Here is a 12308-nt window from a genome sequence, read left to right on the forward strand (position 1 = left end):
GTCACCGGAGCGGCCGGGTCAGTCCTTGCCGTGCTTCGCGGGCGGGCCGGCCTTTCCGTGCTTCCGGCCGTGACCCTCCGCCTTCTCGGGCTTGCCGGGCGCCTTCCTGGGAGGACGGCCCACGACGGTGCGGCTCTTCTCGGCGGATCCGCCGGTGCGGGAGGTGGCCTGGGCGGTCCGGCGCGGTGCCGGGGCCGGCGAGGCGAGGGCGCGGGCCGCGTACAGGGTGACCGTCGCGCCGACGGGGACCGCTCCGGACGGGGTGAGCCCGACGACGGTGCCGGCACTGCGGCCCGGGACGACCTGGTGCCGCACGCTGACGCGCAGGCCCTGCCGCCGCAGCGCCTCCACGACGGAGGCCAGGCGGTGCCCGTAGTAGTCGGCGGGGTCGACGGTGACCGTGCGGCGGGACGGAGCCGGCGCCGGGCCGCCGGTCTGGGCGCGTACCGCTCGCGCGTCGGAGGGGGTGCGCAGCGCCCACCCGCTCGCCCCGGTGAGGGCGGCGACGGCCACCACGCCGACGCCGAGGAGAAGGGACCGCCGGTGCGGCGACGCGGACCCGGTGTCGATCCTGGACGACGTGTTCGCCGAGCTCGGGACGGCGCCTGTTCGCGTGTCGAAGCGTGGCTCCTCCTCGGCGGCGACGACCGGGCCGGCCGGTGCGGCGGCCACGGCCGGGTCGTCCCGCAGCCGCCGGGCCTGCTCCGCGACGGTCACGGCGTCCGGGCGGGCCGCCGGGTCTTTGGCGGTGAGGGCCTCGACCAGGGTGCGCACGGGCTCGGGCACGCCGGCCGGGAGCGGCGGAACGGGGCGGTCACGGTGGGCGAGGGCGACCGCCAGCACGTCGTCGCCCTGGAACGGCGGCCGTCCGGCCAGGCACTCCCAGGCGATCACGCCGAGGCTGTAGAGGTCGCCGGCGGGTGTCACGCCGTATCCGGCCGCCTGCTCGGGCGCTAGGTAGAGCGGCGTGCCGATCACCTGGCCGGTGCGGGTCAGCCGGAGCGTCTCGGGCCCGCGCGCGATGCCGAAGTCGGTGATCTTCACGCTGCCGTCCGGGCGGATGAGCAGGTTCGCCGGCTTCATGTCGCGGTGGACGAGCGCCGCCGCGTGCACGCAGGCCAGGCCGTCGGCCGCCTGCGCCACGATGTCGGCGACGCGCCGGGGCGGCAGTGTGCGTACCCGGGCGAGCAGGGCCGACAGCGGCTCGCCGTCGATGAGCTCCATGGCGATGAACGGTCGCCCGTTCTCCCCGTCCCCGTGGTCGTAGACCTCCGCGAGGTGCGGGTGGGACAGGGCGGCCAGGTGCCGGCCCTCGAGCCGGAGCCGCTCCCTGTACTCCCCGCTGTCGGCGTGCTCCGGGCGCAGCAGCTTGACCGCCACGGTGCGGCCGAGCACGGTGTCCTCGGCCCGCCAGACCTCACCGACACCCCCGGCCGCCAACCGCTCACGCAACCGGTAACGCTCCCCGACGACTCTCGGCACCACGGTAGGCATGGGACTCCGCCTACCCGTCTTTGTCCGGAAAACACCGGTAACAGCAGCAACACTCGGTAACGCCCGATTCGGGGCGTGGAATCAGCGTCCGAGCAGGCCGGCCAGCGCGTCGAGGACGGCGGGCCAGGCGCCGGACAGCGGGTCGATCAGCGCGAGATGGCCGGTTCCCGGCAGCTCGATCCGGGCGCAGTCGTCTCCCGCCGCCCGCGCCGCAGGGGAGTACCGGCGGGACTGCTCGACCGGAACGTCCTCGTCCGCCGTTCCGTGCACCAGCACGGACGGGACCGAAGAGGGGAGCAGCGCCAGCGGATCGGCGAGCGCGGTGCGCTCGGGCAGGTCACCGGCGGGCCCGCCCAGCAGGGCGTCGGCGGCACCGTCGCTCAGGCCCTGGCGCGACGCGAGGGCCAGCGCGGCCACCGGCGCGAGGGCGAGCACCCCGCGCAGCGGCGGCGGCGCCGGGAGCCGCCAGGGCGCGGAGGCGGGCAGGCGCGCCCGCGACGCGGCCCAGAGCGCCAGGTGACCGCCCGCCGAGTGGCCCAGCAGCACGACGTCGCCGATCCCGCCGGGCACGACCCCGGCCGCGAGCCCGGGAACGGCGTCGACGGCCCGGGCGACGTCGTCGAAGGTGCCCGGCCAGCCGCCGCCGTCCTGCCCGACGCGGCGGTACTCGACCGAGGCGGTGGCGAAGCCGCGAGCGGCGAGGTCGTCGGCCATGGGCCCGGTGTGCGCCCGGTCGTACCGGGCACGCCAGAACCCGCCGTGCACGATGAGGACCAGCGGGGCCGCCGTGCCCGCGCCGTGCCGGGGGAACCGCACGTCGGCGACCTGGTCCGGCAGGTCGCCGTACGCCACCGTCGCGTCCGGCACGGAGGCGCGGCGGGTGAGCACGTCGGAGGGCTCCGCCGCGTCCGTGCGCCGGTCGCCTCGAATCTCGTTCACCACCAACGTTTACCGAGGTCGCCGCCGTCGCCGCAAGCGGAACGATCATGCGGCGCGCCACTCCGGACCGCCCGCGAGGGTGGGCATCCCGGGGCACCCGGCATAGTCTCTGAGTGGTGAAGGAGCAGGCCGGCGGCGTGAGCGAGCACGCGCCCACGCCCGCCGCGCGGGGGCCGCGGTCCCCGGCCGTCCGGCTCACGGTCCGCGACGTCCTGGACCTGGACCTGGTGGCGACCTGGGGGCCCGAGGTCGCGGCCGGTGCCGCGCACCTGGACCGCCCGGTGCGCTGGCTGCACGTCGCCGAGGCCACGGACGTCGCCGTCATGCTCACCGGCGGCGAGATGGTGCTGACCACGGGCCTGCTCCTGGCCGGCGACGACCGGGCCCAGGGGGACTACATCGAGTCGATGCGGCGCGCGGACGTCGCGGCGGTCGTGCTCGGCCTCGGCCGCGCGTTCCGTACGACGCCCGAGCCCATGCGCCGGGCGGCGGAGCGGTGCGGGATCCCGCTGATCGTGCTGCACCGGCCGGCGCCGTTCGTCCGGATGACCGAGGAGGTCCACTCACGGCTCCTGTACGGCAGGTTCGCGGCCCTCAGCCTGTCCGACGACATCCGGTCCTCGCTCACCGCCCTCAACCTGGCCGGGGCCACGCTGCAGCAGCTGCTCGACGAGATCGCGTGCTACAGCGGCTGCCCGGTCGTGTTGGTCAACCTCGCCCAGCGGGTGCTCGCCTCGGCCGGCGACCGGGCGTCGCTGAGCGAGCTGCTGCGCGACTGGGACCGCGTCTCGCGGCAGGTCGCCGAGCGCGCGGGCAGCGGACCGGTGACCGCCGAGCCCGACGGGTGGATCGTCGTGGACCTGGAGGCGCGCGGCCGGCGGTGGGGCCGGCTGGTCCTGTTCGGGTACGCCGGGTCGGAGGAGTCCGGGCTGATCCTCGGCGCCCGGGCCGCCGAGGCGCTGGCCATGCACCGCTTACTGGGCGACCGGGACCACGGCTGGGAGGAACAGGCCGCGGAGGCGCTGCTCCTCGACCTGGCCTCCGGGGCCGCCCGGCCCGGCCGGCTCTTCACCAGGGCCCGCGCCGCCGGGCTGCCCGTCGACCGCCGGACCTTCGTGCCCGTGATCGTCCGTGTCCTCGGCGACGGCCGCGCCGGCGGGGACCACGGCGACACGCCGGAACTCGTCGGCCGGGCGGTGGCGGAGACGCCGGAGGTGGCGGGGCTGGTCGCCCGGATCGAGCCGGAGGGCACGGCCGCGCTGCTGAGCATCCCCTACGGCACGGACTCCGACGCCGTCCTGCGCAGGGTCGCGGTGCGCGTCCGGGAGTCGCTGGCCCTGCGTGGGCGGCGGGCCGTGCTGGGCGCCGGGTTCGCGTGCTCGGTGCTGGACGAGGTGCGCCGGTCGTTCGCCGAGGCGGTCCACGTCGCGGACGCGGCGGTGGCCGCGCCGCCCGACGGACCGGTCGCCCGGCTGGGAGACGTGCGGCTGCGGGGCCTCGTACGGCTCCTGCGGGACGACCCGGAACTGCAGGCGTTCATCGAGCGCGAACTCGGCCCGCTGCTGCGGGATCCCTCGCTCCTCGGCGTGCTCCGCACGTACCTGGAGACGGGCCGCAACAAGTCCCTGGCCGCCCGGGCGCTCCATGTCAGCCGCCCGACCCTGTACCGCCGGCTGCAGCGCATCGAGGCGTTGCTCGGCATCGACCTGGAGGACTGGGAGCGCCTCACCTCCCTGTACGTCGCGCTCCTCGCCCACGACGGCCAGACGGCCCCGCGCGCGGAGGTCAGGCGGTCAGAGCGGGGATGACGGTCTCGCCGTAGGCGTCGATCGTCGTCTCCTTGGCGTCGTGCATGTCGTAGACGGCGAACTGGTCCACACCGAGGGCCCGCAGCCGCCGGAGCCGGTCGACGTGGGCCTCGGCCGGGCCGATCAGGCAGAACCGGTCGACGATCTCGTCCGGGACGAACGCGGTGTCCGGGTTGCCGGCCCGGCCGTGGTGGGCGTAGTCGTAGCCCTGCCGGGCCTTGATGTAGTCGGTCAGCTCCGCGGGCACCACGGAGGACGACTCGCCGTACCTGCTCACGAGGTCGGCGACGTGGTTGCCGACCATGCCGCCGAACCACCGGCACTGGTCGCGGGCGTGCGCCAGGGTCCCGGGCGCGTCGTCGCCGGTGACGTACGCCGGGGCGGCGACGCAGATCGTGACGTCGGCGGGGTCACGGCCGGCGGCCACCGCGGCGTCCCGGACGGCCTTGACCATCCACTCGGTGAGGTAGACGTCGGCGAGCTGGAGGATGAAGCCGTCGGCCTTCGCGCCGGCGAGGGCGAGGGCCTTCGGCCCGTACGCCGCCGTCCAGACCGGCAGCCGGGCGCCCTCCTCGATCCACGGGATGCGGATGGGCGTGCCGCCGATCACCGCCGTACGTCCCTCGGCGAGCTCCCGGATGGCGTGCACGGCCTCCCCGAGCACGGCGAGGGTGTTCGGCCGGCGGCCGGCCACGCGCATCGCGGAGTCGCCCCGGCCGATGCCGCAGATCGTGCGGCCGCCGAACATCGAGTTGAGGGTGGCGAACGTCGAGGCGGTGACCTCCCAGGTGCGGGTGGCCGGGTTCGTGACCATCGGGCCGACGATCAGGTGCTCGGTCCGCGCGAGGATCTGGCTGTAGATCACGAACGGTTCCTGCCACAGCACCGCGGAGTCGAACGTCCAGCCGTGGGTGAATCCGCGTTCCTCGGCGCGGCGCATCAGTTCGACGACGGCCGAGGCGGGCGGATCGGTCTGCAGGACGAGTCCGAAGTCCATGAGGCGCGCCTTCCTCAGCCGGGGTACCGGCAGGTCTCGCGGGCGACGAAGCGGCCGTGACCGGCCCGGCCGGTGTAGGAGCGGTCGTCGATGACGACCTCACCGCGGGACAGGACGGTCCGGACCCGGCCCGTAACGGTCCGCCCCTCGTACGCCGAGTAGTCGACGTTCATGTGGTGGGTCTCGGCGGACATGACCTGGATCGCGGCGGGGTCGTAGATGACGATGTCGGCGTCCGCGCCGGGCGCGATCGTGCCCTTGCGGGGATACAGGCCGAACATGCGCGCCGGGGCCGCGCAGGCGAGCTCGATCCAGCGGCGCCGCGAGATCCGGCCGTCGACCACCGCCTGGTGCAGCAGGTCCATGCGGTTCTCGACGCCCGGCAGCCCGTTGGGGATCTTGGAGAAGTCACCCCGGCCGAGCTCCTTCTGGCCCTTGAAGCAGAAGGGACAGTGGTCGGTGGAGACGACCTGCAGGTCGTCGGTCCGCAGGGCCCGCCAGAGGTGGGCCTGGTGCTCCCTCGGGCGCAGCGGCGTGGAGCAGACGTACTTCGCGCCCTCGAAGTCCGGTGCGGCGAGGTCGTCGGCGGACAGGAAGAGGTACTGCGGGCAGGTCTCCCCGAAGACGGGCAGCCCGAGGTCACGGGCCTGGGCGAGCTCGGCGACGGCCTCCGTCGCGGACACGTGCACGACGTACAGCGGCGCCCCGGCCACCCGCGCGAGCTGGATCGCGCGGTGCGTCGCCTCGGCCTCCAGCAGCGCGTGGCGGACCTCGCCGTGGTGACGCGGGTCGGTACGGCCGGCGGCCAGGGCCTGCTCGACCAGCACGTCGATCGCGATGCCGTTCTCGGCGTGCATCATGACCAGCCCGCCGTTCCCGGCGGCGCGCTGCATCGCGCGCAGGATCCTGCCGTCGTCGCTGTAGAAGACGCCGGGGTAGGCCATGAAGAGCTTGAAGCTGGTGACGCCCTCGTCGACCAGGCCGTCCATCTCCTTCAGGGTGTCCGGGTTCACGTCGGAGAGGATCATGTGGAAGGCGTAGTCGATCGCGCAGTTCCCCTCGGCCTTGGCGTGCCAGGCGTCGAGGCCGGCCCGCAGCGACTCCCCTACGGTCTGCACGGCGAAGTCCACGATCGTGGTGGTGCCGCCCCACGCGGCGGCGCGGGTGCCGGTCTCGAAGGTGTCGGCGGCGAACGTCCCGCCGAACGGCATCTCCATGTGCGTGTGCGCGTCCACGCCGCCCGGGATGACGTACCTGCCGGTGGCGTCGAGCACGCGGTCGGCGGACCCGGCCCAGGCACGCGCGACCTCGCTGTCGTGCGCGGCGAGCGCGGCGACCCGGCCCCCCTCGATGAGAACGTCGGTGTTCGCCTCGTCGGCGGCGGTGATCACCAGGCCGCCGCGGATCACGGTGGTCCCCATGGCCGGCTCCTCTCAGTCCTCGACGAGCGGGCCGTAGGCGTCCGGGCGGCGGTCCCGGTAGAACGCCCACTGCCGCCGGACCTCATCGATCAGGCCGAAGTCGAGGTCGCGGACGACCAGCTCCTCCTCCTTGCCGGAGGCCACGTCGCCGACGAACCGGCCGCGCGGGTCCACGAAGTAGCTGGTGCCGTAGAAGTCGTTGTCGCCGTACTCCTCCACGCCGACCCGGTTGATCGCGGCGACGAAGTACTCGTTGGCGACGGCCGCGGCCGGCTGCTCCAGCTTCCACAGGTACGACGACAGGCCCCGGTGCGTGGCCGACGGGTTGTAGACGAGCTGGGCGCCGGCCAGGCCGAGGGCGCGCCAGCCCTCCGGGAAGTGCCGGTCGTAGCAGATGTAGACGCCGACGCGGCCGACGGCCGTGTCGAACACCGGCCAGCCGAGGTTGCCGGGCCGGAAGTAGAACTTCTCCCAGAACCCCTCGACCTGCGGGATGTGATGCTTGCGGTACCTGCCGAGGAAGGCGCCGTCGGCGTCGATAACGGCGGCGGTGTTGTAGTAGACGCCCGGCTGCTCGATCTCGTAGACGGGGACGACCATCACCATGCCCAGCTCGCGGGCGAGGTCCCGCATGCGCCGCACGGTCGGGCCGTCCGGCACCGGCTCGGCCCACCGGTAGTGCTCGGCGTCCTGCACCTGGCAGAAGTACGGAGCGTTGAAGACCTCCTGGAAACCGATGACCTTCGCCCCCTGCGCGGCGGCCGCGCGAGCGTGCTCCGCGTGTTTGGCGATCATCGTCTCGGTGTCACCCGTCCAGGTCGCCTGGACCAGGGCCGCGCGCACGATCGGGCTCATCGGATCGTCCTCTCGGCGGAAGCGTGAGCGGCGCAGGGGAGGAACGGACTCCCTGCCCTCATGTCGGCTGACGCTACGAGCCGCCCGGCGCGTCGTACAGTGCCACCGTGTAACGGGATCCGGCGCCCCCGTTGCACCTCGTCACCTGCGCCGACGCCGGCTCACGGGGATCGCGGTGGCGATGGGCGGACCCCGTGTCGGCGCCCGCGGACGCCGCGGGGCCGCCGCCACCCGAACGGGTGGCGACGGCCCCGCGGTCCGGCCCCGCCGGACGTCCTCCGCCGGTCAGGCGGTGGCGGTGGCCTCCTGGGCCGGCGGCTGCTCGGCGACCTCCTCCCGCACTCCGCCCCGCAGGGCGACGAGGGCCAGCACACAGGACACCAGCGCGGCCACCCCGCAGACGGCGAAGCCGATCGTGTAGCCGTGCCCGAGGGCGTCGAGCGCGAGGGGCGCCGCGCCGCCGGGCGGGGAGGAGGGCGGAACGGAGTTCACGGCGAGCGGCCCGCCCTCGGCGGCGACGTGCCCGGCGGCGGCCTTGACCGCCGGGCTGAGCGTCGAATGGGCCAGGTCCGCGGTGAACTGCGACGCGGCCCGGCTCAGCGCGACCGCGCCGATGACCGCGGGGCCCAGCGTGAACCCGAAGTCGCGCAGCAGGCTCGTCGCGGCGCTGGCCATGCCGGCGTAGTGGATCGGCACCGTGTTCACGGCGGTCGCGGTGATGGAGGAGACGGTCAGCGCGAAGCCGACACCCACCAGGCCCAGCGGCAGGATCAGCGAGGTCAGCGCCCGGTCGGAGACGGGCAGGGTCGCGGCGATGAAGTCGCCGGCCGCCATGAGCGCCAGGCCGATCGTGAGGATCCAGCGGCCGGCCAGCCGGTCGAGCAGCCGGGAGGTGATGGGGAGCATCACGAGCGCCAGGCCGTTGAGGAGCAGGAAGGCCACGGAGGAGCGCATCGGGCTCTGGTGCTGGATCGGGCCCAGCCGGATGCTCGCCGCGTACGCCGTGCCGAGGAAGCTGAACATGCCGACCACGGCCACGAACGACGCGATCGCGAACGCCCGGTTCGTGAACAGGTCCAGCCGCAGCAGCGGAGAGCGGGCCCGGCGCTCGGCGACGATGAACAGCACCACGAAGACCGCCGCGATCACGAACGCCGTGACGACCGGGCCGGAGCCCCAGCCGTCGGTGGGGCCCTGGATGACCGCGTACAGCAGCGCGAACAGGCCGATGCCGATCGTGACCTGGCCGCCCAGGTCCAGGGAGCGGCCCGCGGGCGCGCTGGAGTTCGCGGCCAGCAGCAGGCTGACCAGGGTGCTGACGGCGGCGATGAGGGTCACGACGACGAAGGCCCACCGCCAGGACCCGTAGTTGCCGGTGATGCCGCCGAGCACCGGGGCGATGAAGCCGCCGGTGGACAGCGACGCCGCCCAGATGGCGATGGCGCGGGACCGCGCCTGGTGGGTGCGGGTCCCGGCGGCGACCATGGCGAGGGAGGTCGGGAAGAGCGCGGCGGCGCCGAGCCCGGCGATGGCCTGCCCGGCCCACAGCAGATGGACGCCGGAGCTCGCGGCGGCGACGATCTCACCGACGACGATCAAGAGCGAGCCGCCGACCAGCAGTTGCTTGCGGCCGAAGAGGTCGCCGAGGACGCCGAAGGTCAGCTCCAGCACGGTGACGGGCAGCAGGAAGGCGTCGGAGATCCAGGTGAGCTGCGAGCCGATCGGGTGCAGGTCCTCCTGGAACAGGCCGTTGAGGGTGGCTGGGATGGCGAGGGCGATCTGGGCGAGGCAGACGGCGAGGCAGCCGGCGATGAGCGTGCCGAGGGGGAGCCGGGCCGGCCCCGGGTCCGCGGGTTCGCGATGCGACATGGGTGTTCCCGGAAGTGTGAGGGAGGGACGGGGGTCAGGAGGCGCGGACGCCGGTGAGCAGGCCGGGCCGGTAGGTGACGAAGGCGGCGCCGCCGAGGTTCAGCGACTGCGCGGCCCGCTGCAGGGAGGCGGGTTCGGCGACCCGGTCCCAGCGGCCGGTCGCGACGCGGTGGTCGATCGCGTGGACGCCCGCGACCATCTCGGCGGCGGTGAACGCGCAGTGACCCTGCCGGGCGACGTACGCCTGCCGGAGCAGCGCGCCGTCACCGGCCGCCCGGACCCGGGCGGCGAACGCCGACTCCTGCTCGACGGGGACGAGCTGGTCGGAGGTGGTGTGCAGGTCCAGGAGCGGGACGGACAGGCCCTGTCCGGCCGTGGAGGTCCGCCGCAGCGTGCGGCGCGCCTTCGGATCGGCCGTCAGGTGCGCGCCCCTGGTCAGCGTGGTCAGGTCGGCGCGCAGGTCCAGGCCGGCCTCGCGGTAGAGGGCGCGGACCTCGGGAGCGTGCTCGGAGGCGCGCAGCAGCGCCGCGTAGTCGACGCCGGCGTTCCCGGAGGTGTTGCCGCCCGCCGACTGCTCGACGGACCAGCGGCCGTTTTCGATGAACCCGAGCACTCCCTGGCTCAGCCAGGCGTACTGCTGGGCCTCCTGCCCGTCGGCGTCGCCGGCGGCGGGCGGGTTCTGGCCGGGGGCCCAGTCGCTCTGGTTGAGGTACGCGGCGGCGAGCGCGATCCGGGCCCGCCCCTCGGGTGTGGCCTGGGCGGCGGTGACCGCGCCGGTCAGCCGCTGAGCCGTCGCCGCCGCCTCGTCCGCGCTGCCGAAGCCGGTGAGTTTCACGTCCTGGCCGGGCAGGAGGAGGGAGGCGATCGTGTACTCGGCGTCCAGCTGGTAGTCGTCCAGGTCGACCCCGCCGGCCACCAGGCCGCAGAGGCCGAGGGCGCCGGCCACGCGGCCCTTCCCGTCGCGGGCGATCTGGGCGTTGACCAGTCCGCCCATGGACTCGCCGACGGAGAGGGTCCGGGCCGGCCGGGCGACCGCGTGCGTGAAGGCGTCGAGGGTGGCGAACTGGTCGCGTTCGGCGCTGTTCAGCGCCCACCAGGAGCCGTGCGGGTCGTACGACGAGCCGGCGAGCGCGTAGCCCTCGCCGAGCAGGGCGGTGCGCGCGTCGTCGGACGGGGCGTCCTGCGCCACGGTCGGCCCGTACCCGTGGCTGAACAGCAGGAGCGTCCCGTTCCACCGGGCCGGCACGTCGGCGATCCAGGTGGCGCCGTCGGCGAGTGTGCCGGTCAGGTGGGACGGGGCGGGATCGGCCGCGGCGGAGGCGGCTCCGGACAGGGCGGTCGCGCCGGCGGTCACGGCGGCGGCGATGGCCGCGGAGAAGCGTAGGAGGCGTCGAGGCACGGAAGCGCTCCGTTCTCGGGGGACGTGTGTTCTGGGACACACGGGGGCACGGCTCGAATGTAGGGCTGTATTTTTTCGGTCGTCAAGAGTGTGCCGAATGTTCTCATGGCGTGTTCGCCCCGTTCGCCACGGTGCCGCCGGTCGGGAAGGGGGACCGCCGGAGGCGGGCGGCCGGCCGGTGACGCGCGCGTGCCACGGTAGCGTCACCGCATCGTGCGGTGACGTAGGGAGATGAGGCCGTGAGCGCCGGGCGCACCGACGGGCAGATCACCAGGGGACTGGTCCGGTACGTTCCGGCGGCCGTCCTCGCGCGGGGCGCGGACGGCGGGGCGGCGGTGGGTCTCGTCCTGCTCGCCATGGACCCGGGCCTCCGGCTGCCCGGGGCCGCCGCGACCGGCGGCCTCCTGGCGGGCGCGCTGAGCGCGCCGCACCTGCTCGGGCCCTGGACGGCCCGCCGGCTGGACCACGCCCGCGACGCCCGGTGGGTCCTCGCGGCGGCCTTCCTGGTCTACGCGGCGGCGCTGGCGGCCGGGTCGCTGCTGCTGGGCCGGGCCCCCGTCTGGACGGCGGTCGCGGCGGTGGCCGCCGCCGGCTGCTGCGGCCCGCTCCTCACCGGAGGGTTGAGCAGCCGGCTGCCCGGCACGTCCGGGGCCGACGGCAAGGCCCGGCGCCGCGCCCAGGGCTGGGACGCCCTGACGTACGGCATCGGCGGCACGGCCGGCCCGGCCGCGGTCGCCGGGCTGGCGGGGCTGTTCGGGCCCCTGACCGCGATGCTCGCGCTGAGCGGCGCGGCCGCCCTCGCCGCCGGGCTCGCGCCGACCCTGTCCTTGGAGCGCTCCAACAACGCGTCCGCGGACCCCGCGCCGGGCGTCCTCGCGGGCATCGGAGTGCTCGTCGGGGCCGCGCCTCTGCGGCGGGTGACCACACTGACCCTGCTGGGCGCGCTCGGCATGGGCGCGCTGCCGGTCATCGCCGCCGTGCTCGGCCCGCACCTGACCGGCCGGCCCGGCGCGGGCGCCACCCTGACCGTCGCGTACGGGCTCGGCAACCTCGGCGGCTCCCTGCTCGCCACGATCTTCCCGCTGCGCGGGGAGCCCGAACGGCTCGCGCTCCGCCTGTTCGCCGCCGTGGCCGTGACCTTCGTCCTCGGCGCGCTGGCGCCGGGGTTCGCCCTGACCCTCGTCGCCTTCGCGCTCGTCGGGGTCGCCAACGCGCTCTCCTTCACCGCGACGCTGACCGCCCGCACGGCGTACGCGCCGGTCACGGCCCGCGCGCAGGTGTTCGTGACCAGCGCCGGGCTGAAGGTCGCGGTGTCCTCGGCCGGATCCGCGGCGGCCGGCGCGATGGCCGGCCTGGGCGGCCGTACGCTGCTCCTGCTGTGCTCCGGAGTCGGTGTCGCCGCCCTCCTGTCCGCCGGCGCGGACCGCCTGGCCTGCGACCGGCGGCAGCGCGGGAACCCGGCAGCGCGGGACCCGGCGTGCGAGCCGGCGGACCCGCCGATCAGGGCGCGGCGCGCGTCGGGCTGA

Annotated in this window: 9 protein-coding genes; 2 read left to right on the forward strand and 7 right to left on the reverse strand. The window is 75.0% G+C overall.

Features of this window, described 5'->3' with window-relative positions; translation table 11 throughout:
- Nucleotides 1–18: 18 nt before the first annotated feature.
- Both NE235_RS00755 and NE235_RS00760 read right to left on the reverse strand, forming a co-directional pair.
- Nucleotides 19–1485, reverse strand: coding sequence for a serine/threonine-protein kinase (locus NE235_RS00755; RefSeq protein WP_252798674.1), 1467 nt, complete (start codon nucleotides 1483–1485; stop codon nucleotides 19–21).
- Between the two features lie 90 nt (nucleotides 1486–1575).
- Nucleotides 1576–2433 carry an alpha/beta hydrolase gene (locus NE235_RS00760; RefSeq protein ID WP_252798675.1) on the reverse strand — a complete coding sequence of 286 codons (858 nt, stop codon included), beginning with the start codon at nucleotides 2431–2433 and terminating at the stop codon, nucleotides 1576–1578.
- Nucleotides 2434–2549: 116 nt separating this feature from the next.
- On the opposite strand from NE235_RS00760, the gene NE235_RS00765 reads away from it, so the two are divergent.
- On the forward strand, nucleotides 2550–4241 hold the full coding sequence (locus tag NE235_RS00765; RefSeq protein WP_252798676.1) for a PucR family transcriptional regulator: 1692 nt from the start codon (nucleotides 2550–2552) through the stop codon (nucleotides 4239–4241).
- On the opposite strand, the gene NE235_RS00770 is transcribed toward NE235_RS00765, so the two are convergent.
- From NE235_RS00770 to NE235_RS00790, 5 genes are all read right to left on the reverse strand, one after another.
- Nucleotides 4219–5238 carry a TIGR03842 family LLM class F420-dependent oxidoreductase gene (locus NE235_RS00770; protein ID WP_252798677.1) on the reverse strand — a complete coding sequence of 340 codons (1020 nt, stop codon included), beginning with the start codon at nucleotides 5236–5238 and terminating at the stop codon, nucleotides 4219–4221. The genes NE235_RS00765 and NE235_RS00770 overlap by 23 nt on opposite strands.
- 14 nt (nucleotides 5239–5252) lie before the next feature.
- The gene (hydA, locus tag NE235_RS00775) at nucleotides 5253–6659 is read right to left on the reverse strand and encodes a dihydropyrimidinase (RefSeq protein WP_252798678.1); all 1407 of its coding nucleotides are present in this window, start codon (nucleotides 6657–6659) and stop codon (nucleotides 5253–5255) included.
- Nucleotides 6660–6671: 12 nt separating this feature from the next.
- On the reverse strand, nucleotides 6672–7514 hold the full coding sequence (locus NE235_RS00780) for a nitrilase-related carbon-nitrogen hydrolase (protein WP_252798679.1): 843 nt from the start codon (nucleotides 7512–7514) through the stop codon (nucleotides 6672–6674).
- 285 nt (nucleotides 7515–7799) lie between these two features.
- A complete protein-coding gene (locus tag NE235_RS00785; protein WP_252798680.1) occupies nucleotides 7800–9383 on the reverse strand; it encodes an MFS transporter in 1584 nt (527 codons plus the stop codon).
- A 34-nt stretch (nucleotides 9384–9417) separates the two neighbouring features.
- On the reverse strand, nucleotides 9418–10782 hold the full coding sequence (locus tag NE235_RS00790) for a hypothetical protein (RefSeq protein ID WP_252798681.1): 1365 nt from the start codon (nucleotides 10780–10782) through the stop codon (nucleotides 9418–9420).
- 239 nt (nucleotides 10783–11021) lie between these two features.
- Here NE235_RS00790 and NE235_RS00795 point away from each other — a divergent pair, with 239 nt between their 5' ends.
- On the forward strand, nucleotides 11022–12308 hold the full coding sequence (locus NE235_RS00795) for an MFS transporter (protein WP_252798682.1): 1287 nt from the start codon (nucleotides 11022–11024) through the stop codon (nucleotides 12306–12308).

It is taken from the genome of Actinoallomurus spadix (assembly GCF_024055725.1).
Classification (GTDB): Bacteria; Actinomycetota; Actinomycetes; order Streptosporangiales; family Streptosporangiaceae; genus Actinoallomurus; species Actinoallomurus spadix.